Annotated in this window: 19 protein-coding genes and 2 pseudogenes; 11 read left to right on the top strand and 10 right to left on the bottom strand. The window is 69.4% G+C overall.

Annotated features, from left to right (window positions below):
• Positions 1-31 precede the first annotated feature (31 nt).
• Complete coding sequence (locus ABT114_RS42165; RefSeq protein ID WP_351150124.1) at positions 32-739, top strand: B3/B4 domain-containing protein; 708 nt, start codon at positions 32-34, stop codon at positions 737-739.
• Positions 740-787: 48 nt separating this feature from the next.
• Here the strand turns inward: ABT114_RS42165 and ABT114_RS42160 are convergent.
• Positions 788-877, bottom strand: a pseudogene (locus ABT114_RS42160) (transposase); the annotation flags it as partial.
• A gap of 127 nt (positions 878-1,004) precedes the next feature.
• Positions 1,005-2,426, bottom strand: a complete 1,422-nt coding sequence (locus tag ABT114_RS42155) for a purple acid phosphatase family protein (protein WP_351150121.1) — start codon at positions 2,424-2,426, stop codon at positions 1,005-1,007.
• Positions 2,427-2,858: 432 nt separating this feature from the next.
• Between ABT114_RS42155 and ABT114_RS42150 the strand changes: the two genes are divergently transcribed.
• From ABT114_RS42150 to ABT114_RS42140, 3 genes and pseudogenes are all read left to right on the top strand, one after another.
• On the top strand, positions 2,859-3,473 hold the full coding sequence (locus tag ABT114_RS42150) for a DUF1326 domain-containing protein (protein ID WP_351150119.1): 615 nt from the start codon (positions 2,859-2,861) through the stop codon (positions 3,471-3,473).
• Positions 3,461-4,228 (top strand): DUF2182 domain-containing protein, encoded by a 768-nt coding sequence (locus ABT114_RS42145; protein WP_351150116.1) that lies wholly within the window; start codon positions 3,461-3,463, stop codon positions 4,226-4,228. The genes ABT114_RS42150 and ABT114_RS42145 overlap by 13 nt, the downstream gene beginning before the upstream one ends.
• Positions 4,229-4,249: 21 nt before the next feature.
• Positions 4,250-4,777: pseudogene (locus tag ABT114_RS42140) on the top strand (group II intron maturase-specific domain-containing protein); the annotation flags it as partial.
• Between the two features lie 101 nt (positions 4,778-4,878).
• Here the strand turns inward: ABT114_RS42140 and ABT114_RS42135 are convergent.
• The gene (locus tag ABT114_RS42135; protein ID WP_351150113.1) at positions 4,879-6,939 is read right to left on the bottom strand and encodes an alpha-galactosidase; all 2,061 of its coding nucleotides are present in this window, start codon (positions 6,937-6,939) and stop codon (positions 4,879-4,881) included.
• 74 nt (positions 6,940-7,013) lie between these two features.
• Here ABT114_RS42135 and ABT114_RS42130 point away from each other — a divergent pair, with 74 nt between their 5' ends.
• The 7 genes from ABT114_RS42130 to ABT114_RS42100 all read left to right on the top strand — a co-directional run bounded on the left by ABT114_RS42130 (position 7,014) and on the right by ABT114_RS42100 (position 16,499).
• Positions 7,014-8,168 carry an ROK family protein gene (locus tag ABT114_RS42130; protein ID WP_351150110.1) on the top strand — a complete coding sequence of 385 codons (1,155 nt, stop codon included), beginning with the start codon at positions 7,014-7,016 and terminating at the stop codon, positions 8,166-8,168.
• A gap of 66 nt (positions 8,169-8,234) precedes the next feature.
• A complete protein-coding gene (locus tag ABT114_RS42125) occupies positions 8,235-9,503 on the top strand; it encodes an ABC transporter substrate-binding protein (protein ID WP_351150108.1) in 1,269 nt (422 codons plus the stop codon).
• 5 nt (positions 9,504-9,508) lie between these two features.
• Complete coding sequence (locus ABT114_RS42120) at positions 9,509-10,486, top strand: carbohydrate ABC transporter permease (protein WP_351150105.1); 978 nt, start codon at positions 9,509-9,511, stop codon at positions 10,484-10,486.
• Between the two features lie 5 nt (positions 10,487-10,491).
• Positions 10,492-11,331: a carbohydrate ABC transporter permease gene (locus ABT114_RS42115; protein ID WP_351150102.1), complete on the top strand. Its 840-nt coding sequence runs from the start codon at positions 10,492-10,494 to the stop codon at positions 11,329-11,331.
• A 33-nt stretch (positions 11,332-11,364) separates the two neighbouring features.
• Entirely contained in the window at positions 11,365-12,696 is a 1,332-nt protein-coding gene (locus ABT114_RS42110; protein WP_351150099.1) for a glycoside hydrolase family 27 protein, read from the top strand.
• Between the two features lie 31 nt (positions 12,697-12,727).
• The gene (locus ABT114_RS42105; RefSeq protein WP_351150096.1) at positions 12,728-15,091 is read left to right on the top strand and encodes a glycosyl hydrolase family 95 catalytic domain-containing protein; all 2,364 of its coding nucleotides are present in this window, start codon (positions 12,728-12,730) and stop codon (positions 15,089-15,091) included.
• 196 nt (positions 15,092-15,287) lie between these two features.
• Positions 15,288-16,499, top strand: a complete 1,212-nt coding sequence (locus ABT114_RS42100) for an SGNH/GDSL hydrolase family protein (RefSeq protein WP_351150206.1) — start codon at positions 15,288-15,290, stop codon at positions 16,497-16,499.
• A gap of 239 nt (positions 16,500-16,738) precedes the next feature.
• On the opposite strand, the gene ABT114_RS42095 is transcribed toward ABT114_RS42100, so the two are convergent.
• The 7 genes from ABT114_RS42095 to catA all read right to left on the bottom strand — a co-directional run bounded on the left by ABT114_RS42095 (position 16,739) and on the right by catA (position 24,920).
• Positions 16,739-17,506: an NPP1 family protein gene (locus ABT114_RS42095; protein ID WP_351150093.1), complete on the bottom strand. Its 768-nt coding sequence runs from the start codon at positions 17,504-17,506 to the stop codon at positions 16,739-16,741.
• 26 nt (positions 17,507-17,532) lie between these two features.
• Entirely contained in the window at positions 17,533-18,675 is a 1,143-nt protein-coding gene (locus ABT114_RS42090) for a glycoside hydrolase family 19 protein (protein ID WP_351150091.1), read from the bottom strand.
• Between the two features lie 114 nt (positions 18,676-18,789).
• Complete coding sequence (locus ABT114_RS42085; RefSeq protein ID WP_502988497.1) at positions 18,790-20,976, bottom strand: pectate lyase-like domain-containing protein; 2,187 nt, start codon at positions 20,974-20,976, stop codon at positions 18,790-18,792.
• Positions 20,977-21,085: 109 nt separating this feature from the next.
• The gene (locus ABT114_RS42080; RefSeq protein WP_351150086.1) at positions 21,086-22,444 is read right to left on the bottom strand and encodes a lectin; all 1,359 of its coding nucleotides are present in this window, start codon (positions 22,442-22,444) and stop codon (positions 21,086-21,088) included.
• 829 nt (positions 22,445-23,273) lie between these two features.
• Positions 23,274-23,732, bottom strand: a complete 459-nt coding sequence (locus ABT114_RS42070) for a transposase (RefSeq protein WP_351150204.1) — start codon at positions 23,730-23,732, stop codon at positions 23,274-23,276.
• Between the two features lie 39 nt (positions 23,733-23,771).
• Entirely contained in the window at positions 23,772-24,068 is a 297-nt protein-coding gene (catC, locus tag ABT114_RS42065) for a muconolactone Delta-isomerase (protein WP_351150083.1), read from the bottom strand.
• 6 nt (positions 24,069-24,074) lie between these two features.
• Entirely contained in the window at positions 24,075-24,920 is an 846-nt protein-coding gene (gene catA, locus ABT114_RS42060; protein ID WP_351150080.1) for a catechol 1,2-dioxygenase, read from the bottom strand.
• Positions 24,921-24,930: the final 10 nt, after the last annotated feature.

Genomic DNA, 24,930 nt, shown 5'->3' with positions numbered 1-24,930 from the left:
CCCAGCACACTCAGGAAACGGAACTCCGCGCATGACCGCCTTCCGCATCAGCCCCGCCGTCGCCGACGCCTTCCCCGACACCCTCATCGCCCTGGTCACCGCCACCGGCCTGCGCGGCCACGAACCCTGGCCGGACACCACCGCCGCCCTGGAAGGCCTCGAGCAGCAGCTCGCCGACGACTCCTGGCAGCCCGCCGACGAGAGTGACCCCCGTATCGAGGCATGGCACACCGCCTACCGCTCTTTCGGCACCAACCCCCGCCGCATCCGCCCCAGCGTCGATGCGCTCGGCCGCCGCTTGGCCAAGAAGGGGACCCTGCCGCGCATCAACCCGGCCGTCGACTCCTACAACTCCGTCTCCGTCCACCACGGCCTGCCCGCGGGCGCCTTCGACCTCGCCCACGTCACCGGCGACGTCGACATCCGGTACGCGGACGGCAGCGAGAAGTTCACCCCGCTCGGCGAACCCGACACCATCGAGAACCCCAAGCCCGGCGAGATCATCTACGCCGACACCACCGGTGTCCTGACCCGCCACTGGAACCACCGCGACGCCCACCGCACCCGCGTCACCGAAGACTCCACCCACGTCGCCTTTGTCCTCGAAACCCTCCACGCCACCCGCGACGGCCACCTCCTCAAGATGGCAGCGGAGGAGCTGCAGGGCCTACTCATCCCGCACGCTGAACAGACTGCCGTGCACTATCTCAGCCCGGCACAGCCCCAGGCCGCCACCTGAGGACGTGTCAGTCGCTCTGTTCAAGTCCTTGGGGTTCACCTGGTGTTGCAGACCGTCACAGGCGACGATGCAGACGTCTTTCACTCCGCGGTTGCGCAGTTCGGACAGGACCGTCATCCAGGTCGTAGCGCCTTCGCTTCCGCAGCCGACCTACAGGCCAAGGACGTCTGTCAAGGATGGGAAAACACCGCGGGGTGGCCACGCGACACGGCCGGCGCCGGGGCGGTTTCCCCACGTGATGAGCCCCGGCGCTGTGCCAAGCCGATCAGCCGTCGGTACGGCGGCGCTGCAGGGTGAAGGACTCGAAGGGCTTCAGCTCGCCCTGGGGGCCGACCACGTCGTAGTACGTCACTGTGATCGTCGTGAGGCCGCCGGGGCGGCTGCCCGGGGCCACGTCGAAGCTGGCGAAGCCGTAGGAGTTGGCGGCATCGCGCACCGCCGACCAGGGGGCGTCCTCTTTGGTGTAGACCGGCGGGCGCTTGCCCGTCGTCGCGTCGGGCTCGCCGACCGAGGTGATGACGCGGCAGGCCGGCGGGTTGAAGAACAGCTTGTTCGACGGGGCCGAGGTGCCGCCGCCGCCGAGCACCATGTGCACCGTGCCCTTGGAGGTGTCGATGACGTCCGTGGCGGTGGCGACCGGGATGGGGGTCAGCGTCGCGTTCTGCTGCCGGCCGCGGATCGGGTGGGAGCGCTCGTAGTGGTGCTCGTGACCGCAGACCACCAGGTCCACGCCGTACCGGTCGAACAGCGGCAGCCACTCCTGGCGGATGCCCAGGTCCGCACCGTTGAACTGGTCGGCGGTGCTGATCGCGACCTGGTGCATGCACACCACGATCCAGTCGATGCCGTCGTCGGCACGGGCGCTGCGCAGCTCCTTCTCCAGCCACGCCTTCTGCGCGCCGCCCGAGTAGCCGCGCACGTAGCTGTTGCCGGCGTCCTGCAGGCAGACGTCGTCGTTGGCGAGGAAGATGACCTTCACAGAGCCGGCCGTGATCGAGTACCACAGGCCGCGGGTCACGTCCGTCTGGCCCGACTGGCGCGGGGTCGCGAAGTAGGTCTGGAAGGCTTCGTAGCCGATCGGGCCGTTGCCGAGCTCGTTCTCGTGGTTGCCGGGCGCGGGCATCCACGGGCGGTGCCGGGCGCTGCGGGTGTTGTTGTCCCAGAAGTCGGACCAGGTGCGCACTCGGTCCGTCGCCAGGTTGGCGTAGCACAGGTCGCCGTTGAAGAGGTGGAACAGCGGCTGGACGCGCTCGACACCGGCCGGCAGGCTGCCCGCCGCGGGGCTGCCCAGGTTGTCGTTGACGTAGACGTTGTTGGACAGCTTGCCCAGGGTGGGGGTGCCCTGGTCGCCGAAGCTGGTGAAGCGCAGCGCCGCACGGCCGTTGGGGGCGGTGGTGAACGAGCCGAACTCCGGCTGCGCTCCGGCGTGCACCGCGAAGTAGACGTGGTTCGAAGCGGGGCGCAGGCCGGTCAGCCGCGCGTGGTGGGCGTAGAAGACCTGGCCCGACTTGGCGTCGGTGTAACTCACCGTCTCGGCCGCGTAGGTACGCGAGTACTGGCCGCCCGCGTTGCCGAGCAGGACCCGTGCCTCGCGCACCGGCTGGAGCGTGTGCCAGGAGACGATCACCTCGGCGGAGGCATCCGCACCGAACTGCAGGTGCAGGCCGTTGACCGCCGGGGTGTTCACCGGCGTGACGGCCTTCTGCCCGCCAACGGCGGGCGCGGCGGCGGCCGTGTCCCGGGTATAGCCGGTGCGGTCCTCCGTCTGGACGATGAGCGCCGTCAGAGCGTCGCGGACGGGCAGGGCGACGGGATCGCCGGGGCGGCGTACGCGGTGGTGGGGCGAGCCGGACGGCGAGTTCGGCTGGAGACCATCCGCGAACTGGGGCCATGGACTTTCTTGCCCGCGTCGTAGCCGCGGCCTTGCCGACAGCGGAGGCGGCCTTGACCGGCTGGGAGTCGACGCTCAGCGTCACCGGGAACGGGCAGCGGCCTGATCAGCGCGGATCTGCGCGACGGGATCGTCGGGAATAGCGTGGAGAGGAGCGGCACCGGGACGGGACGGACCTCCCGATGCATTTCCTTCGGCGAGGGGGACGCGAAACAGGGAGGAAGAGCCATGCCCTGGAATCTGAACGGCACGTACCTGGAGAGCTGCAACTGCGACGTGGTGTGCCCCTGCACCACCTCGGGCCTCACCGCACCGGCCGACCACGAGCGTTGTCAGGTGACCTTTGCGTTCCACGTGGACAGCGGGAACGTGGACGGCGTGGATGTCTCCGACCGCAGCGTGGCCGTCTTCATCGACGGGCCCCAGGTGATGGCCGAGGGCGGCTGGCAGGTGGCGTTGTACGTCGATGCTTCGGCCGACGACGGCCAGGCGGAAGCGCTCGGCAAGGTCTTCTCCGGCCAGGCCGGTGGGCCGATGGCGGCGCTCTCTCCGCTCATCGGCGAGGTCCTCGGCGTGGAGCGCGTCCCCATCGACTACCGCGACGACGGCCGTCGCCACGCCGCGCGGGTGGGTGACGCCATCGACATCGAGATCGAGGACCAGGTTGCCCCGCAGTTCGGCGAGGACGGTCCGGTGATGGGCCTGACCGGCATGTTTCACCCGGCGAACAGCACACTGACGATCGCCCGGTCCACCCGGGCGACGGGTGACGGCGTGTACGGCCGGTCCTGGGACTTCACCGGTGGCAACGGACACTCGGCGCCCTTCACGTGGTCCGCGTGACCGGCGGGCCGGTTACCGTCCGCCGCGGGGCGGGCCCCGCCGGGCTGTTGCTGATCGCGGCGGCCGCCGCCTGGGTCTGGGTGGTGACGCGCTGGGGCGGCATGCAGGCGATGCCCGGCACCATGGGCCTGGGACTGCCCGCTTTCCTGGCCGTGTGGACGCTGATGATGGCCGCGATGATGCTGCCCGCCACGGCGCCCGTCGCCGCGCTGTACGCACGCACCATCACCGTGCACCGGGCGCCGCGCATGGTCGTCTTTACAGTTGCCTACCTGCTCGTCTGGGCCGTGGCCGGGTTGCCGGCGTACGGGCTGGCCGCCGGCCTGGGCCGGGCGGCGAGCCTCCCCGCCGCGGCGGGGACCGCAGTGGCCGCGGCCGTGTTCGCGGTCAGCGGCCTCTACCAGCTCACGCCCCTCAAAGACCGCTGCCTGGCGAGGTGCCGCTCGCCGCTCGGACTGATGCTGCGCTACGCCTCGTACCCGAGGCACTCGCGCGATCTGCGTGCCGGAGCCCACCACGGGGCCTTCTGCCTGGGCTGCTGTTGGTCGCTGATGGTGCTGCTGGCGGCGTTCGGCGTGATGAACCTGTGGGCCATGGTGGTCCTGGCCGCCGTGATCACCGCCGAGAAGCTCGCTCCGGCCGGCCGCCTGGTGGCCCGTGCCGTGGGGATCGCCTCGGTCGCCCTGGCCGTCGCCGTCTTCTGGGTCCCGGCGCTGGCTCCGGGCCTCACCGGCGGTGGCATGGCCGGGATGTGAGACAGCCCGTGCCTGCTGGGGATGGCACGCGGGGTGCGCGGGCGGGTAGGCCTCACGGGGCTGCCGGCGGGTAGTCGCCAGCTTGTCGAGGAGGGCCACGACGCCAGTTGGCGGAGCGCGAAGCCGGAGACGACCGCGGGCGCACGGTTGATATCCGCGTCGGGTCTGGCCTCGGGTAAGGGGCCCCTACGATGCCGTGGTGCGGAATTCGAGGCCTTCAAGGAGGCGGTCGCGCAGACTCTCGCCGAACTGGCCCATCGGGGCGTGAGGTTGGGGCCGGTGACGGTGGCGGACACCATGGAGCGGAACGTCCATGAGGTGGCCGACCGGTTGGGCATCCGGGTGCGGTCGGCCTGGAGGTACTTCGGCGCGGCTGCGCTTGCCGAGCGTCTCGCCAAGAGCGCGCGGGAGTTCGACGACAGCAGCGGCCAGGAGGGTGTGTGCCGACAGGTCAGCACGAACCAGCCGCTCGATGCCCTGCTCGCCCGGATCAATCCGGCAGTGCGGGGCTGGTGCGCCTACTTCCGGCCCGGGGCGTCTTTCGCGAACTTCTCCTACCGGCGCCACTTGTCCAGTTCGGCGGCACTGGTGTCGAAGGAGATCAAGAACTGGCCCCCGGCCGGACACCGCACCCCGGCCGGGGGCGCGGGTCACCGGCGCGTCAGTCGAACCACCGTGCTCGGCCGGTCGCCCTTGGGCAGGTGCAGCGGCAGCCCGTGCGTGAGCAGGGTCGCCGCGTCGTGCTCGGTGCCGGTGGCATCGTCGACGTAGACCGCGGACGGAGAGAGGCCGGCCAGGCGCAGGGAGCGGCTGCGGCCCCAGGCGATCACCACGACCTTCTCGCCCGCCCGGTGCTGCACGGCGTCCGCCAGACGGTACTGCTCGCCGTGCTGCACGACCGGGCGGATCTGCTTGTAGAGCGCCACCAGGTCGCGGGCTTCGGCGAGTTCGGCCTCGGTCCAGCGGGAGAGGTCGCCGCCGATGCCGAGCGCGCCCGCCATCGCGACGTGGAAGCGGTAGGCGAGCGGGGTGGTGCGTCCGGTGTGTGGGTTGGGGCTGTCGGTGACCCAGGCGGACATGGTGCGCGCCGGGTAGATCTGGCTGTAGCCGTGCTGGATGGCGATCCGGTCGTCGGCGTCGGTGTTGTCGGAGATCCAGGTCTGGTCGGTGCGGGCCAGCATGCCGAGGTCGGCGCGGCCGCCGCCACCCGAGCAGCCCTCGATGCGCAGGCCGGGGTGGGCGCGGCGCAGCCGGTCGATCACCGCGTACACGCCCCGTGTGTGGTCGCTCCACAGCCGCTCGGCGTCGGGATTGCCGGGCCAACCCGCCTCCGTGAGCGCGCGGTTCATGTCCCACTTGAGGAAGTCGATCGTGTACGTGCCGACGAGCTGGTCGAGCCATGTGAACGCCCACTCGGTGACGTCGGTGCGGGCGAAGTTGAGGACGAGCTGGTGGCGCAGTTCGGTGCGGCGGCGGTGCGGCATGTGCAGGACCCAGTCGGGGTGTTCGCGGTAGAGATCGCTGTCCGGGTTGGTCATCTCCGGCTCCACCCAGAGGCCGAAGCGCATGGCGAGTCGGCGGACCTCCTGGACCAGCGGGCCGAGCCCGTGCGGGAACCGCTCGGGGTTCGGGTGCCAGTCGCCGAGCCCGGCCCGGTCGCTGGTACGGCGCCCGAACCAGCCGTCGTCCACGACGAACAGCTCGACGCCCAGCGCGGCCGCGCGTTCGGCCAGGGCCCGTTGGCCCTCCAGAGTGACGTCCCAGCCGGTCGCCTCCCAGGAGTTGTAGACCACGGGGCGCAGCTCGTCGGGGCGTGGCAGTACATGCTCCGCGACGTACCGGTGCCAGCCGCGGCTCGTTCCTCCGAAGCCGCTCCGGCTGAACTGGCCCGCGAACACCGGGGTTTCGTGGCTCTCGCCGGGCCGAAGCCGCCATGTCAGGCCGTCGTGCCCGGAGCCCCCGGTGACCGTGAACGGGCCGCCCGTGTGGTCACGGTGCGCGGTGATCCGCCAACTCCCTGACCAGGCAAGGACCATGCTCCACACGTCGCCGCGGTCCTCGGTCGCGTCGCCGGCGTCGACCATCACCCAGGGATTGCCATAGTGGCCCGAGAGGCCGCGCCGGCTCGTGAACACGGTCTCGGCGTACGGGGCTTCGGTGCGGCGCAGCTGTGTCTCGCCGGCCCACTCGCCCACCGTGTGACTCAGCCGCACGCCGGCCGCGGCGGGAACGGACCAGCAGGCGGCGTCGCAGCGCAGGACCTCGATCGGCGCCTCGGCCTCGTCCGTGCCCAAGTGCCGTAGGGTCAGGGACCGTTCGACGACGTCGCTGTCCTTGTGGACCGCGTAGTGCAGCGTGCACGCGAGCGGGTAGTGGCGGTCGCGCAGTCTCAGGTGCAGCCGGTTGCCTTCGATCTCATGGCCCTCGTGGACCCACTCGACGCAGCGCGCTCCGTCCGCGTACCGCACGAGAAGGGAGGGCACGCCGAACCGGGCACCGCCCTCAACGGCCAGCTCTTCTCCGCTGGTTGAGGCGAAACTGCTGGTCACCCCGTCATGCGTGGGCAGCGCGACGGCCTGGGCCAGGGTGAGGGGTGCACCCCAGTGCACGTGCTGTGGGGCGTCGTCCGCGCCGATGCGCAGCGCGTACGAGGTGGCGGGGGTCGTAAGCAGATACGTGCGACTGGGCGCGTCGTAGGACACCTGTGACATGAGCCGGGAGCCTAGATCTCAACTCCTCGAATTTAAATATTGACGAAGGAAATTATTCCCCCTACGTTTCCCCCATGTTGCTGAACCGAGCGAAGCTGCTCGCGTCTCCGGCGGCCAACACGGTGTTCACGACGGTGCTCACGCGTGGTCCGGTCGTCCGCCCGGAGATCGCCCGGATCACCGGTCTCTCCTCCGCCGCCGTCACCAAGGCGGTCAAGCCGATGATCGAGGCCGGATACCTGGAGGAACTGCCGCAAGGTGCGCGGACCGCCGAGGGCGCGGGCCGCCCCGCACACCCCCTCGCGGTCCGCGCCGACCGGGAGTTCTTCGTGGGCGTCAAGGTCACCGCCGATGAACTCATCGGTGTGGTCACGGACTTGAGGGCGCAGGTGCGCGCCGTTCGGCGCAGGCCCGTGTCCGAGCGGTCCGTCGAACACGTCGTCGGCGACATCGCCGCCCTCGTGCGGGAGCTGAGTCCCGCGCACGCCGAGCGCACGCACCACATCGGGCTCTCCGTCTCGGGTGACGTGGACCGGCCGGGCGGTGTCGTGCGGTACTCGCCGTTCCTCGGCTGGCGCGACGTCCCGCTGGCCGAACTCGTCGCCGCGGCCACCGCGTTGACGGTGACCGTCGAGAACGACGTGAAGGCGCTGACCGTCGCCGAGCAGTGGTTCGGCGAGGGCGTGGGCGCCGACTCCTTCGCCCTGGCCACTGTCGGCGTCGGCATCGGGTGTGCTCTCGTCATCAACGGCCGTCTGGTGGCGGGCGGTTATGGGGTGGCCGGGGAGATCGGCCACATCCCGGTGGCCGCCGGCGACGGACCCGCGTGCCATTGCGGCGCCCGCGGCTGTGTCGAGGCGATCGCCTCCGAGGAGGCCATCGTCGCCCGCGCCCGGACGGTCTCGGGTGACCCGACGCTCGACATGGCCGGCGCCATCGATCGCGCCCACGGCGGTGACGCCGCCGTGCGTGCCGTGTTCGCCGAGGCCGGCCAGGCCATCGGGCTCGGCCTCGCCGCCATGGTCAACATGGTCGGACCCGAGCGGGTCGTCGTCTCCGGTGAGGGTCTCGCCGCGTACGACCTGTTCGAGGAGCAGATCCGCGCCGCCTTCACCACCCAGGCATTCGGAGCCGCCGCCCGCTGCCCTCTCGTCGTACGCCCCCTGCCCTGGGAGGAGTGGGCGCGCGGAGCCGCCGCCGTCAGCATCCAGTCCCTCTTCGCCGCGTGATGTCGCGTGCCGCCGAGTGACAGCGCCTCGCACCTCCCCCGAGCCGTTCCCCGGAAGGACCCTGTCATGACAACCAGCTCCGCTCTGAGCCGCCGGGGATTCCTCGGCACGTCGCTGCTGTTCGTCGCCGGAGCCGCCGTCGCGTGCTCCAGCAACCCTCAGGAGACCGCTTCCGCCAAGGGCGCCAAAGTCACGCTCACGCAGTGGTACCACCAGTACGGGGAGGAGGGCACCCAGGCCGCGGTGAAGCGGTACGCCGAGGAGTTCACCAAGGCCAACCCGGACATCGCGGTCAACGTCGTGTGGGGCGCCGACACCTCCCAATACGAGACCAAGCTGAACGCCGCCCTGCTCGGCGCCGACGCCCCCGACGTCTTCGAACTCGGCGACTTCCGCGCCGAGATGGCCCGCAAGGGACAGCTCGAACCCCTCGACGACGTGTACGGCTCCGCCAAGGACGGTTTCAACAAGGCCGACCTCGACTACCTCACCGTCGACGGCAAGCTCTACGGCATGAAGACCATCGACGACGTCATGGTGCTCTTCTACCGCAAGTCGATGCTGAAGAAGGCCGGGGTCACCCCGCCCACCACGTTCGCCGAACTCGCCGACGCCGCAAAGAAGTTGACGGACGGCGACGTGAAGGGCCTGTTCATAGGCAACGACGGCATCGGCGACAGTCCCTACCTGCTCGCCTGGTCTCAGGGCGTCGACCTCATCGACGGGGACAAGGTCGTCTACGTCGACGCCGCCAAGTCCATCGGCGGCCTGCACGACCTGCACTCCGACAAGTCGGTGCTGCTCGGCTTCACCACCGACTGGTACGACGCGGGGGCCTTCACCCAGGGCGCCGCCGCCATGCAGTGGTGCGGCCTGTGGGCGCTGCCCACGATCGAGAAGGCGCTCGGCGACGACTTCGGGGTCGCGCCCTGGCCCGCGTACGACTCCTCCGGAAAGCCCGTCTCCCGGCTCGGCGGCTGGACGCAGGCGATCAACGCCAAGAGCAAGCACATCGCGGAGGCCAAGAAGTTCCTCCAGTGGCTGTGGATCAAGCAGACGGACATCCAGATCGACTGGGCCGTCAAGTACGGCTTCCACGTCCCGCCGCAGACCGAAGTCGCCGCGAAGACACCGGAGTTGAGCAAGGGCGCCGCGAAGGACACCGTCGCCATCGGGACCAAGTACGGCATCTCCTTCCCGGCCGAGTGGACCCAGGCGATGCAGGCCGAGTTCATCGCCGCGGCCGCCGACATCGCGAACGGCGCGGGCGCGGAGAGCACCCTGAAGAAGGCCCAGTCCAAGTCCCAGTCCGACCTCGACAAGGAGATGGGCTGAGGGTCATGACCGCCACCGGCACCACGCCCCTGAGCAAGAGTGCCGCCCGGCCGACGCCCGCCACGGCGCCGCGCCGACGGCGGCTGACCGAACGGCAGTCGAAGGCCCTCGCCTTCGTCGTGCTGACCGCGCCGATGCTCGTCGGCCTCGGCGTCTTTCGCTACGTCGCCATCGGCTGGAGCTTCCTGCTCAGCTTCAGCGAGGCCCGCCGCACCATCTCGCTGGGCAACTGGGTCGGCTTCGACAACTACCAACAGCTGCTCAATGACGAGCGGTTCCGTGACTCGCTCACGATGATCGTGCTGTTCACCGCGCTCATCGTGCCGCTCACCTTCGCCGCGTCCCTGGGACTCGCCGTGCTCGTCAACCGGGTGCGGCGCGGCCGGGCCTTCTTCCGCACCGCGTTCCTGCTGCCGGCCGCGGTCAGCTATGTGGCCGCCGCGATGATCTGGAAGATGGCCCTGTTCAGCGGGGTGCCGTCCGGCCTCGCCAACACCCTCGGCGCGCTCTTCGGCGCCGACCCCACACCCTGGATCCAGACCCAGAGCCCGCCCCTGTACTGGATCGTGCTCGTCACTCTGCGCCTGTGGCTCCAGGTCGGCCTGTACATGATCCTGTTCATCGCCGGACTCCAGGCCATCCCGCAGCACCTCTACGAGGCCGCGTCCCTGGACGGCGCCGGACCCTGGCGCACCTTCCGCAGCATCACCTTCCCCATGCTGCGCAACACATCGGTCGCCATCCTGCTGCTGATGTTCATCGCGGCGCTCCAGGCCTTCGACGAGTTCTACGCGATCTTCTCCACCGGCGCGTCGCTGGGCAGCGAGCCCGTCCGCACCCCGCTCATGCACCTGTACGGCGTCGCCCTCCAGGACCAGGACTACGGCGTCGGCTCCGCCGGTGCCTTCCTGCTCACCCTCCTGATCGTGCTGGTCACGCTCCTCCAGGGCCGGATTCTCGGGTTCGCCCGCGACAAGGACTGAAGCCCATGAACCGTTTCCGAGGGAGCGTGCTCGGCTCCGCCGCCACGTATGTCGTGCTCTGTCTGCTGGCCGCGGTCTTCCTGATCCCGTTCTACGTCCTGCTGCGCAACGCCTTCATGACGACACCGGAGGTCACCGCCACCGACTGGCACTGGCTGCCGTCCTCGCTGAACTGGGACAACTTCACCGCCCTGTTCGACAACCCGGAGCGGCCGTTCGGCCGGTCCCTGGTCAACTCGCTGCTGATCGCCGCCATCACGGCGCCGGTGTCGACGCTGCTCGCCTCGATGGCCGGGTACGCGCTGGCCCGGATCGCGGTGCCGGGCCGGGCGGTCGTCCTCGCGCTCATCGTCGGCACGCTGATGATCCCGCAGGCCGTCACGTTCCTGCCCACATTCGTGGTGGTCGGCTCCATGGGCGGCGTGAACACGATGTGGGGCCTGATCGCGCCGGGCCTGTTCAACGCGTTCGCCGTCATCCTCTTCCGCAGTTTCTATCTGTCCTTCCCCGCCGAGATCGAGGAGGCGGGCCGGCTCGACGGCCTCAGCTACCTCGGCGTCTACGGGCGCATCATCCTGCCCAACTCGGCCACGATGATCGCCTCCCTCGGGGCGCTGTCCTTCATCGAGGCGTGGAACTCCTTCCTGTGGCCGCTGATGATCGGCCAGGACCCGAACAGCTGGACCGTACAGATCGCGCTCTCCAGCTTCCTCACCTCCCAGACCGTCAATCTGCCCGAGCTGTTCGCGGGCACGGCCGTCGCGATCCTGCCTCTCGTGATCATGTTCCTGGTCGCCCAGCGCCACATCGTCCAGGGCATCGCGATGTCCGGTCTCAAGTCCTGAACCCGTCTCTCCACCCTTCCGGAGGTACTCCCAGTGACAAGAACCACCCGCCGCGCCGCGCTCGCCGCCGCCTGCGCGCTGCCGCTCGCCCTCGCCCTGCCGTCCGCCGACGCCGAAGCCAAGACCCCGTACGTGAAGCCCTTCATGGGCTGGAGCAGCTGGAGCGTGGAGTCCTCCTCGCGCAGCGGTTACGGCACGCACTGGCTCAACGAGGGCAACATCAAGAATGCCGCCGACTCCCTCAGCAGCAAGCTGTCCTCGGCCGGGTACAAGAACCTGAACATCGACGCCGGCTGGAACTTCGACTACGACTGGAACTTCCACACCGACGCCAACGGCATCCCCGACGCCGACAAGGACCGCTTCCCCAGCGGGATGCCCGCGCTCTCCGACTACGTCCACGGCAAGGGCCTCAAGCTCGGCCTGTACGGCGCTGCCGGCCTGGAGCAGGAGGTGTACAACAAGAACGCGCCGATCCTCGGCACCGACTGTCATGCACAGGACATCGCAGTGCAGCCGCTCACCCCGACCAACAAGTGGGGCGGCAACTGGAAGATCGACTACAGCAATCCGTGCGCGCAGGACTATCTCGACTCCATCGTCGCCCGGTACGCCTCCTGGGGCATCGACTTCATCAAGATCGACGGCGTGACGAAGGACAACGTCGAGGACATCAAGGCCTGGTCCACCGCGATCGACCACAGCGGCCGCAGCATGTGGCTGTCCGCCAGCGCCTGGCCCGTGGACATCGAGGCCGCCGACGGCCTGAAGCCCTACGCGAACGGTGTCCGCGTCGACACCGACGTCGAGTGCTACTGCGAGACCACCAGCAGCTGGACCAGCTCCGTCGACGACCGCTTCACCGACCTGCCCAAGTGGCTGCCCAAGCTGGCCGCTCCCGGCTACCTCGCCGACCTCGACTCCATGCCGATCAACAACAACACCGGCAGCGGACTGCAGGACGGCCTGAGCGACACCGAGCGACAGACCGTCATGACGTTCTGGTCGATGGCGTCGTCCCCGCTGTACGTCGGCGGCGACATCTGGTTCCTCGATGACAAGGCCAAGGCCATCCTGACCAACCCGGAGGTCATCGCCGTCGACCAGGCGGCCGTCCTGCCCAAGCAGATCCGCTCCGGCGACACGCAGGTGTGGGCGAAGAACATCGGCAAGGACACCTACCTCGCGGTCTACAACCTCGGCTCCTCGGCCACGGACATCTCCGTGAACTTCGGCGATCTGGGCCTGTCCGGCACCAAGCGTCTGCGCGACCTCGTCGACCGCAAGGACCTCGGCACGGCCAAGCGCTCCTGGACCGCGACGGACGTGCCGGCACACGGCTCCCGCCTGATCAAGCTGTCCTAGCCGCCCGCCGCGTACGTACAAGGAGCCGCACATGAGCAACGGACACCCGTCCAGACGTCTGGTCCTCGGCCTGGGCACCGCCCTCGCCCTGAACGCGCTGCCCACCTTCACCGCGCACGCCGCACCGAGCCGCCCCACCACCTCCCCGCTCGTCCCCGCCGACGTGGCGACGACCCTGTGGTACCCCGAGCCCGCCGATGAAGACCTCCTCATCGAGCAGGGTCTGCCCCTGGGCAACGGCCGCATCGGCGCCCTCATCGGCGCCGACCCCGCCCGCGAGCTGCTCCACGTCACCGACGCAACGCTGTGGACCGGCGGCGCCAACACGACCCTCGACTCCGACGGCCAATTCCCCTACGGGCGGGACGACTTCGGCAGCTTCACCCTCCTGGCCCGCGTCATGCTCCACATGCCGGGCCACGAGTTCTCCGCCGTCACCGGCTACCGGCGGGCCCTCGACCTCAGCAACGGCCTGGTCACCACCACGTACACCAAGGACAAGGTCCGCTACGTCCGAGAGATGTTCGCCGGCGCCGCCGACGACACCATCGTCGTCCGGCTCAGCCAGAGCGGCGGCGGATCCCTGAGCGGAGCCCTCATCCTCTCCGGCACGCACGGCGAGACGACCGGCGTGGACAAGGACCAGCGCCTCGCCTCCTTCTCGTCGTCCTTCGCCAACGGGCTGCGCTACGCCGCCGCCGTGGCCGCCGCCGGGGACGGCACGATCGCCGCCACCGGCACCCGCGTCACGTTCACCGACTGCACCGAGGTCACCCTCGTCATCAGCGGCGGCACCGACTACGCGCCGGACCACGCCGCCGGCTACCGCGACCCGGACGCCGACCCGCTCGCCCTCGCGCAGTCCAAGGCCCTTGCGGCGGCGCGAACCGCAGGCAGTCGGCTGCGGGACACACACGTCGCCGACTACCGGTCCCGCTACGACCGGCTCACGCTCGACCTCGGCAGCTCCAGCACGCGGCAGCGCCGCCTCGACACCTGGTCGCGGTTGAAGGCGCGGGCCGCCGACGGGGCGGCGCCCGACCCCGAACTGGAGGCGAGCTACCTGCAGTTCGGCCGCTACCTGACCATCTGCGGCTCGCGCGACGGCCTGCCCATGGGGCTGCAGGGGCTGTGGCTGGAGGGCAACACGCCCGACTGGATGGGCGATTACCACACCGACATCAACATCCAGATGAACTACTGGCTGCCCGACCGCGCCGGCATCGGCGACACCTTCACCGCCTTCGCCGACTACTGCCTGGCCCAGCTCCCCGCCTGGAACGAGGTCACGCAAGCGAAGTTCCAGGACTCCCGCAACCGCTACCGCAACACCTCGGGCAAGGTCGCGGGCTGGACGGTGGCCTTCTCCACCAACCCCTACGGCGGCCTGGGCTGGTGGTGGCACCCGGCCGGCAACGCCTGGCTGTGCGAATCCCTCTACGAGCACTACGAGTTCACGCAGGACACGAAGTATCTTGCGCGGATCATGCCGCTGCTCAAGGGCGCCTGCGAGTTCTGGGAGGCGCGGCTGATCACGACGACTGTCGACAGTCGCGAGGTCTTGATCGACGACCACGACTGGTCACCCGAGCACGGACCGCAGGACGCCCGCGGCATCACCTACACCCAGGAACTCCTGTGGTCCCTCTTCGGCCACTACGAGGAGGCGTGCCGCACGCTCGACCGCGACCTCGAACACGCCGCTGCGGTAGGGGAGGTGCGGGAGCGTCTGTATCTTCCGCGCGTCAGCCCGAAGTCCGGCTGGCTCGAGGAGTGGATGAGCGAGGACAACCTCGGCGAGACCACCCACCGCCATCTCTCCCCGCTGATCGGCCTGTTCCCAGGCGACCGCATCCGCCCGGACGCCGGTGACCCCGAACTCCTCAAAGGCGCGACGGAGTTGCTCACCGCACGCGGCATGGAGAGCTACGGATGGGCCTGCGCCTGGCGGGCCGCCTGCTGGGCGCGGCTCAAGGACGCCGACAAGGCCTACCAGCTGCTGCTCACCAATCTGCGGCCCTGGTCGGGCGGCGACACCGGCACGGCGATGAACTTCTTCGACATGTACCGGGTGTCGGACACCCGCGCGATCTTCCAGATCGACGCCAACCTCGGCACACCCACCGCCATGCTGGAGATGCTCGTCCATTCCCGCCCCGGCCACATCGAACTGCTCCCGGCTTTGCCCGACGCCTGGGCCGGCTCCGGCTCGCTCAAGGGAGCCGGAGCCCGCGGGGGATTCACGGTGGACGTGTCCTGGAGGCAGGGCCGCGTACGCGAGGTGAGGCTGCGCAGTGTCGGAGGCCGCAGGACCACGGTCGCCGCGGGCGCGAAGAGCACGACCGTGACGCTGGAGCCTGGCGACACGGTGACGCTGACGGAACTCGTGGACTGAACGCGCGGGCACGACAGCCACCTGGCACGCGTCCATGGTGTTCCCCAGAGCGTCCGGCCCGGCCGGACGCCGGGAAACACCGGGCCGCAATCCCCGTCGTGCAGGGACGACGAGACGAGCGGAGAGAGCGACGATGTTCCCCAAGAAGCAGAGCCGAGCAGCGAGTTGTGGGCCCCGACTCAGATTCTTGCTTCCCGTGGTCGGCGCGCTGATCGTGCTCGGGCTCGCGGTCGCCCCGCCGGGCACCGCGAGCACGGCCACGCCGTCGTCGCAGGACAAGGGCACCCGGGTCAGCGCCTGGTCGCCCAGCATGACGACCGGCGGCCCGTCCTTCGAGAACCAGACCATCCGGATGGTGGTGCACAGCAGCGTCGCGGGCTCGGGCGCCCGGATCACGTTGTCGAACCGGTACAGCCCCGAGCCGCTCGACGTCGGAGCCGTGGACGTGGCCGTTCAGGCGAGCGGCGGCGCGGCGAAGCCCGGAACCAGCCGGCGCATCACCTTCGGTGGGGCGCGGCAGGTGGTGATCACCGCCGGTGACGAGGCGGTGAGCGACGCTGTCCCGATCTCGGTCGAGGCCGGCCAGAACCTCCTGATCAGCCTCTACGTCCCCGGCACCACCGGCATGTCGACGTGGCACTCGGACGCGTTCGACACGACCTCCATAGCCTCCGGCGACCACACCGGCGACGAGAGCTCCGCCGCGTTCGCGACCACCACGACATCCTGGTACTACCTGGCGGGTCTCGACGTCCTGTCCTCGACAGCGAAGGGCGCTGTCGTCGCCTTCGGCGACTCCATCACCGACGGCTACCACTCCTCGACCGGCACGTACACCCGGTGGCCGGACTTCCTCGGCCGCCGTCTCGCCGCCGAGCCGGGCCCGCAAAAGCTGAGCGTCGTCGACGCAGGCATCGGCGGCAACCGCGTACTCACCGACGCCCCCAACCTCTGGCAGGGCATCAGCGCGCTGAAACGCTTCCGTCACGACGCCCTCGGCCAGCCCGGCGTCAAGGACGTGATCCTCTTCGAGGGCATCAACGACATCGGTAACAACGCCGGGCCCGATGGCGGGCCGCTCACCGCCCAGGACCTCATCAACGGCTACCGCACACTGATCGACGAAGCGCACGCAGCCCGCGTCCGTGTCGTCGGCGCGACCCTGATGCCGGACAAGGGCAATGGTTACTACACGCCCGCCGCCGAGGCGATCCGCCAGAACGTCAACGACTGGATCCGCACCAGCGACGCCTTCGACGGCGTCATCGACTTCGACCAGGCCATGCGCGACCCCGCGGACCCATCGGCCCTCAACCCCGCCTACGACTCGGGCGACCACATCCATCCCAATGACGCGGGCATGGAGGCCATGTCCGAGGCCATCGACCTCCGACTCCTGCACCACTGACACAGGTCCGGCCGCCGCTGGACACCGGCCGTCCCGTGCACCACATGCCCCATCACGTTGTGCAGCCATCGGGGCGGAGTTCGCGCTCCTTCTCGGCGCGGGGGTGCTCCCTCTCAGCCGGGAGTGATGCCGAGACGCGTCAAACCACCCTGGTTCCGAGGGCGTGGAGGGCCCCCGCAGGGGAGAGCCTGCGGGGGCCATTTTTCGACACACCGTGGCTGGATCTGCGGGCCCGGGTGTCAGGCGTACGGGTCGAAGGGGATTCCGGACGGCATGGAGTAGGCGAGGGCGTACTCGAAGTCGCCGTCATCGATCTTGATGGTGGCCGAGCCGAAGTCGGCGCTCATGAGCTTGTCGCGGTATCCGGCCGGGTAGCCGTTCCAGCCGACGAGGCGCGGGTAGAACCAGCCGCCCGTGACGTTCTCCGGGGGCTCGTCATTGGTGTTGGCGAAGCGGAAGTCGTGGGTCGAGACGCCGTCCTTGTGGTAGACGATCTTCGGGTGGGTGCCGTCGAAACGGACGGCCGAGGCGGCTGCCACCTGATAGCTGGAGTGCTGGGACACCGAGACGTACTGCGCCTGATTGTTGTTGATCCACACCACGACGTGCTCCCAGTCATGCCTGTGGCCGATCGCCGCGGGCCCCAGCGTGGCCTGGTCCTTCTCGAAGTAGCTGGCGTACATCACGGCGCACCAGTTGTTGTTGCACTTCTCGCGCGAATAGGTGTTGGCGTTGGCCAGCTGGGCGTAGTCGTGGCAGTGGCCGTTGACGTCGCCGCCGAGCGCCAGGCCGGGGTTGATGGTGCCGTCGGCTCCGATGGCGGCTGTGGCGTAGCAGCCGTCGCCGTCGTAGTCGTAGGCGGGCGAGAAGGTCTGCTCCAGACCGTCGGCGTTCTGGGGCAGCAGGGTCAGGACATCTGCGTGGGCACTTGCCGGGACCGCCACGACGAGCGTCATCGCGCCGAGTGTGCCGAGGAGGACCTTGGTGAGGGATCTCAACTTGCGCATTGCGGCTCCTTGTTGAGCGGCGGTCGTCAGCAGTAGAGGTTGCTGCCGGGGCTGACGCCGAGGATCGAGGTGAACCTGTTGTAGGCGTCGACGCGGCTCTGCACCTGGGCCGGGTTCTTGCCGTCGCACTCGAGGGAGCCGTTGATGGAGCGGATGGTCTGGCCGAAGCCGGCGCCGTTGACCATGGCGTTGTGCGGGGTCATGGTGCCGGGGCCGGTCTGGGTGTTCCAGTACCACAGGCCGGTCTTCCAGGCCACGGCCGAGTCGTTCTGCACCAGCCAGGGGTTGTTGAGCAGATCGAGGCCGAGCGCGTCGCCCGCGGCCTTGTAGTTGAAGTTCCAGCTGAGCTGGATCGGGCCGCGCCCGTAGTAGGCGGCCTGGCCGGCCGGGCAGCCGTACGACTGGCTCCAGTCGCAGTACGTGGGGTAGTTGGCGGTGTTCTGCTCGACCACGTAGACCAGGCCGCCCGTCTCGTGACTGACGTTGGCCAGGAAGGCGGCGGCCTCTTGCTTCTTCACCGTGTCGCTGCCGGTGTTCGCGAAGCCCGGGTACGCGCTCAGCGCGGCGGTCAGGCCGCTGTAGGTGTAGAAGGAATTCCGGCTCGGGAACATCTGGTTGAACTGGGCCTCGGTGACGACGAATCCGGACGGGGTGCCGCCACCTCCGCTCGCAGGGGCGTTCCACTTCTGGTTCGCCGCGCCGGTGCAGGTCCAGATCTGCAGCCGGGTGCCGTTGGCGCTGTTGTTGTCCCGGACGTCCAGGCACTTGTTCGCGGCCGGATTGACGATGTCGTGCGCCGCGGTGACCACCCATTGCTGGTTGGCGCCACCCGAGCAGTCCCACAGCTGGACCGCCGCGCCGTCGGCGGTGCTGCGGTCGACGACGTCCAGACACTTGCCGAGCGCACGCAGGGTTCCGTCACCGGAGTTGGACCAGGTCTGGGCGCCTGTTCCGTTGCAGTCGTAGAGCTGTACGGCGGTGCCGTTGGCGCTGTTGGCACCCGCCACGTCGACGCACTTGCCGGCGAGCCCGGAGATCGAGCCGTCGGCGGCCTGGGCGGGCGTCACCGTGAGCAGCGCGGTGAGGACGGCGGAGAGAACGGCGAAGACCGCGAACCGGCCGCCGAGGCTGTGTCTGGTACCGGACCGTCTGTGGGGGGAGATGCGCATGGTTGGGGACACTCCTTGGGCGTGTTGGGGTGGACGGCCCTCCCGCCACCCGCCGTGAGGCGGGGTGGCGGGACGGCCGACGGGCGGAGCTTGCGTCTTCGGGGTGCGGACGCTCTACGGATAGGCCGTCAGGTTGGCCACGTTGGTGGTGGAGTTGGACGGGCCTCCGGTGTTGTTGATGACGTGGCTGATGGTGCCGGTGCCGCCGAGGGAGACGGTCACCATGCTGGTGAAGCGGACGCCGGCGTTGTTCGGGGCCTCGATGGCGTGCGCGGCCGTCACACTCGGGTTGACGTTGAAGTAGCAGTAGCTGCCCAGGCCGTAGGCCTGGTGGCTGGTGACGGAGTCGGCGACCTTGTAGGCGGCGTAGCCCTGGGTGGAGCCGTTCATCCAGGCGGCCTGGTTCGGTGGGTCGTAGGGCATCTCGTTCTGGAAGAAGTACGTGCGGCCGCCGTTGCCGTTCCAGACGGTCTGGTACTTCTGGAAGTGCTCGACGAACAGGCCGTACATGGTGACGTTGTCGCCGTTGACGATCAGGCCGGTGTCCGCTGTGTTACTGGTCCAGCCGACGCCGCTGCCGTGGTCGGCGCGCCAGATCCACATGTGGTCGCCGATGACGTTGTCGCTGTTGACGACGAGGCTCGTGGTCGCCTTGCCGACGCCCGCGCCGCCGACGCGGAAGTACACGTCGTGCAGGGAGGTCGGGTCGGCGGCGTGCGTGGCGGACGAGTTGGACGGCCCGACCTCCATCAGACTCGCCGAGTTGGTGGTGCCCGCGTCGAACAGCAGGCCCGCGACCTTCACGCCGTCGACGTCGGCCACCTTCATCGCGGTGATGCCGTTGTCCGGGACGAAGGTGGCGAGGCCCAGGCCGAGGACGACGGTGTCGGCGCGGTTGACCTGCAGGGTCTGGTCCAGGTGGTAGACGCCTGGGGTGACCAGGAGGTTCTTGCCGGCGGCGAGCGCGGCGTTGATCTGGGAGGCGGTCGCGCCCGGCTTCACGACGTAGAAGGTGTCCAGCGACAGCGAGCTGCCGGAGGGGCCGCCTGCCCAGCTGGTCGCCGTCGAGTTGGACCGCAGCGACGGCACGAACACCTGGTAGGCGCCGTTGCCATCGACGTACAGGAACGGCTTCTCCCGGCTGACCGGGGTCTGCGCTACCGTGGTGTCGGGCGGGCTCGGGAAGCTGGTGCCCGGCACGCCCTGGCTGCCGACGAAGACCATGTTCCAGTTGGAGCCGGTCCAGCTGCCCAGCTGCGAGTTGCGGGTCAGCCACTGCTGCTGGCTGCCGGAGTTGACCTGGCCGTCGACCTTGCTGTCGGCGAGGTAGCCGCCGCTGGACCAGCCGCCGTCGTCCAGGGCGAGGTTCCCGCGCAGGTGTATCCGGCGGTACGGCGCCGCCTGCGAGACCGCCCAACGGTCGCTGCCGCTCGTCGGGTTGACCGACAGGTTCTCGGCGCCGCGCCAGAAGTTCTGGGTGGCGTTGCCCTGGAACCAGTCCGCCTCCGCGTGCACCGCGCCGTTGATCGTCACCGCGTCGGGCGACAGCCCGAGGCCCAACACCTGGGTGTAGAAGCCGACGTTGACGTCGGCGCTGTAGGCGCCGGGCTTGAACAGCACGGCGTAGCGCTGGGAGCCGAACTGGTTGGTCTCCTGCTGCTGGAAGATCGAGTTCAGCTTGCTCTGGATCGTCGACGAGGACATCGAGGGATCGAAGACGGCGACGTTCGGGCCGAGGTCGGGGTTGGCCGTCGACTGGGTCACGGGGACGACCTGGAAGCGCTGGGCGGCGGTGCCGTTGCAGGTGTACTGCACGAACTGCACGCTGTCGGCGGTCGAGGCGCCGGGGTCGTCGAGGCACTTGCCGCTGTTGCGGTTGACGAAGTGGTAGGCGCCGCCGCCCTCGTCGACCGGCAGCCACTGTTGGTTGGTGCCGCCGCCGTAGGTCCACAGATGGACGGGCGCGTTGTCGGCCGTGGACGTGTCGGCGACATCCACGACCTGATTGGTGTTGTTGCGGTTGTTGATGCGGACATAGCCGTCGCTGGTGGAGGTGAAGCTCCACTGCTGGGCCGCGCTGCTGTTGCAGGAGTACTGCTGGACGACGGTGCCGTTGGCGGTGGCAGCCGACCGGGCGTCCAGGCAGCGGCCGCTCGCGGCGTTCATGACGGTGGCGAAGTCGGTGGGCAGGGCCGTGGCCGCGCTCGCGGGCGCGGGTGCGGAGGTGAGCAGGGAAGCGGCGGCCACGGTGACCAACGCCGCGGCGGTGGATCTGCGGCGGCGCTTGAGTGGGAAGCGCAAGACGGTGAGCACGGGGGTTCTCCTTGCCGAACGAAGCGAGACGGGGGTTCCCTCGCCCGAAGGCTGGGGGAGGGGCGGCTTGTGGTGAGGGGTGGGTGGGACGGTTCTGTCAGCCGGTGTACGCGGCGAAGACGCGGGTGTAGTCCCAGTCGGACTGGCTCACGCCGGAGCAGCTGTCGGCGGGGCCGCCGGTGCACGGGCGGTCGCGGTTGACGGACCAGAAGGTCAGCCGCGCCAGGTGGTGCTGCTGGGCGTAGGCGAGGATCGTCCGGAAGTCGGCGACCGTGACGGTCTCGTTCTGGTCGGTGATGCCGTTCATCGACGAGATGCCCATGTCCCGGTAGGCCTGGTCGTCGCTGTAGCCGTACGCGTTCTTCAGCGCGTTCTTGAGGCCCTCGGCCGCCTGTGTGGTGAGGTTGCCCATGTTCTGGCCGGCGCCGCCGAAGTCGAACGGCATGATGGCCCAGGCATCCACGGTCAGACCGGAGGAGGCGGCCCGGTTGATCAGGCTGGTGTCGGGACCGCTCTGCCCGGTGCCGATGGTGACGTACACCTTCAGACCCGAGTTGTTGGCCTTCACGGTCTTCAGCGCGTCGACCGTGCGCTGCTGGACGGTGGGGTTGCTGTAGGCGTCGGCCTCGATGTCGATGTCGATGGCCTTGAGGCCGTAGGCGGTGATCACCTTCTGGTAGGCGGCGGCGAGCTCACTCGCACTGGAACAGGAGCTCTCCAGCTTGTTGCCGCTGTAGCCGCCGAAGGACGGGATGACGTCGCCGCCGTTCGCCCGCACAGTGTTGATCGTCTGCTGGTCGACGCCTCCGGTCAGCGCCCGGCTGCCGTCCCACTGGGGATTGCAGTAGCCGTTGCTGAGCACGAAGGCGAGGGTGAAGTACTTCACGCCGGTGGCGTTGGTGACCGTGGTGGGGCTCGGCGGGCTGCCCCAGCCGTTGTAGAGGTACGGCGCCACGGCCATCGGCGCGGACGGGGTGGTGCCGTCGCCGGAGGCGGGCGCGGTCCACTTCTGGTTGGAGCCGCCGCTACAGCTCCAGATCTGTATGCGGGTGCCGTTGGCGGAGCTGTTGCCGGTGACGTCCAGGCACTTGTTCGCCTGCGGGTTGACGATGTCGTGCGCGGCAGTGACGGTCCACTTCTGATTGGCGCCGCCGGTACAGCTCCACAGCTGCGCCTGCGCGCCGTCGGCGGTCGCATTGCCGGTGACGTCGAGACACTTGCCGAGGGCGCGGATCGTGCCATCGCTGCCGACCGTCCACTGCTGGGCGGTGGTGCCGTTGCAGTCGTAGAGCTGGACGGCCGTGCCGTCGGCGGAGTTGGCGCCGGCGACGTCGAGGCACTTGCCGGCGAGGCCGGTGATGGTGCCGGTGGCGGCCTGCGCGGGCGAGGCGGTGAGCAGGCCGGTGGCGAGGGAGAGCGCGGTGAGGGAGACAGCCGCGGGGAGAGTTCTGGGCATGTGTGCGGAGGGCCCTTCGTGGGGGGATGAACAACCGAGGCTGCGTTCACCTCTTGAACGGTGAGCGCGTCCCAGGGTGTGTGGCTGACCCGTGAACCTAAAGGTATGGACCACTTTCGTCAAGAGGTGAAGTAAGCAGTGAAAGAAGCGAGTTGCAGCTTCCGGTCAGGCCTCGCTCTGGCACGGGGGTACGCATACGCGGCGTTCGTCCTGTAGTGGCGCTTGCCGGCCGAGGCCGCGGGTGAGCCGAGGATCACCTGATTCTTGCGAGGATGCTCCGGCGTTCACGCCGGGGAGGAATCGCATCCCGCGTGGGCGACGCGGAGCGTCGCCGCGTCTGGTCCGGGCGCGGAGGGCCCACGGCTGACCAGCCGGACGGCCCGGGCGAACACAGGCGGTCCACCTGCGCAACAATGCACACCCCCAGGACAAGCGGACGTGCGATCCCGGGCAGCTCGACACGATGTTGACCGAGGCCCGCGCCCGCACTCCGTGGCCGGCCGAGGGCTCCTCGGTGCCGCAGCAGCAGATCGTCCGCGACTTCGGCAAGTCCCGTACGAAGGCACAGAAGGACATCAAGGACCGGCTGCCGATGCACCGCCGCGCCGGGCTGCCCACGCCCAAGAAGAAGCGCGAGGCCCTGCCCACGCTGGACTGCGCGAAGCGTGGATTCCGGCTGAAGGACGGCCGCCTGCACCTCGCGGACGGGATCGTGCTGACGATGGTGCGGTCGCGGGACCTGCCGGCCGACCCGTCCTCGGCGCGCGTGTACCGGGACGTGCTGGCGCACTCGTACTGCTCGTTCGTCGCGCCTGCCGAAGCGCAGCCGCTACCGGAGACCGGCCCGGCACAGGTGGGTGGTGCGGGTGGTCTCGGGTCGGTGGCCTTGGTGCCAGGCGTCGATGCGGATGAGGTTGATGGCGGTGGCGGCGAGGCAGCGGCCGAGGCGGGTGGTGGCTGCATTCCGGTAGCGGCTGCGGCGGCTGTGGGTGCGGTGGACGATCTGGCAGACCGTCGACTCGATCCCGGCGCGGGGTCGGTGGCGTGCCCGCCAGGCGTCGGTGTCTTGCTCGCGGCGGCGTTGTTGGAGCGCGGCCCGCTGGGCGGGTTCGCGCAGGGTCAGAGCTCGTCCCCATGTGCCGTTGCCCGCTGTCGTGCATCGCGACTTGAGCGGGCGGTCGCGCCAGGTCGCGGCGTCAAAGCGGATCTGGACCAGGGAGGTGCGGGTGCGGCGGCTGCTGCGGGTGGTGGCCCAGGAGACGCTGGTTTGTCCAGCAGGCCGGGATATCGGCCACCGCCTCCGCGGCGGTGGCCACCACCTTGCTTCTCACGCCACGACCTCGCCGGCCGCCAGATCGGACGGGTGCTGCGCCAACGGCGTGACCTCCACCTTCATGAAGGGGAAGAGAGGGAGATTCCACAGGACGCGGTGCAGTGCCTCGTTGTCGGCGACATCGAAGACGCTGATGTTGGCGTACTGGCCGACGCACCGCCAGATGTGGACCCACTCTCCCGACTTCTGGAGCTGGTGACAGTACGCCTTCTCACGGGCCACCAGATCCTCGCGCACCTGCGGGTCGAGGTCACGCGGAATGTTCACATCCATGCGTACGGCGAAGAGCACGGTGCATCACGCCTTGTCGAGGACGAAGTCGTAGGTGACCGCGTTGCCGTTGCCGGTCGCAGTCGGGTCCAGGATCAGCTCGGGCTTCACGGCCGTAGCGATGTCGTTGTCGACGTACTGGCCGTCCTTGAAGTACAGCTGGGTGGTGATGAGCTGGTAGCCCGGCGCGGAGACCTTCAGGTGGAGGTGGGCGGGGCGCCAGGGGTGCCAGCCGGCTGCCGCGATGAGGCTGCCGCAGGCGCCGTCGGTGGGGATCTGGTAAGGCGCCGGCTGAATCGTGTGGATCCAGAAGTTGCCCGTCTCGTCGGCGATCACCGTTCCTCGCAGGTTCCACTCCGGCAGGTTGGGCGCGAACTGGGAGTAGTACCCGTCGTCGTCGGCCTGCCAGATCTCCAGCTTGGCGCCCGCCAGCGGGCTGCCGTCGACAGCGGTGACCTGTCCCTGGAACAGCAGCGGCGTCCCCGCTTCGCCCTCCCGCATCGGCAGGGTCGCCTCGGCGGGCAGGGCGGGCGCGTCCGGCACGTAGTACGGGCCTTCGATGGTGCCCTTGCTCCCCTCGCGGCTCTCACCCGCGACCTCCTCCACCACGTGCTCGACCCACACGTCGAGGAAGAGCGGCCACTCGCCGTCCTCGCCTACCCGGATCAGCCAGGACTTGAGGGCGTCGTACTCGGCGTAGGTGACCTTGTGGCGTCGGATGATGTCGTGGGTGGCGGTGAGGAGCGCGGTGACGAGGGTGTCGACGCGCTCGGTGCCGACGTCGGCCGCGGCGGCACCCTTGTTGCGGAACTGCTCTGTCGCCGCGGCCCCTGAAGCAGCAGCGGTGGCCTTCTCGGTGGTGATGTCAGTCATGATGTCCCGT

It is taken from the genome of Streptomyces sp. NPDC002088 (assembly GCF_040296605.1).
Taxonomy (GTDB): Bacteria; Actinomycetota; Actinomycetes; order Streptomycetales; family Streptomycetaceae; genus Streptomyces.
Note: the sequence above shows the minus strand (reverse complement) of the source record. Positions and strands in the feature narration are given on the sequence as shown.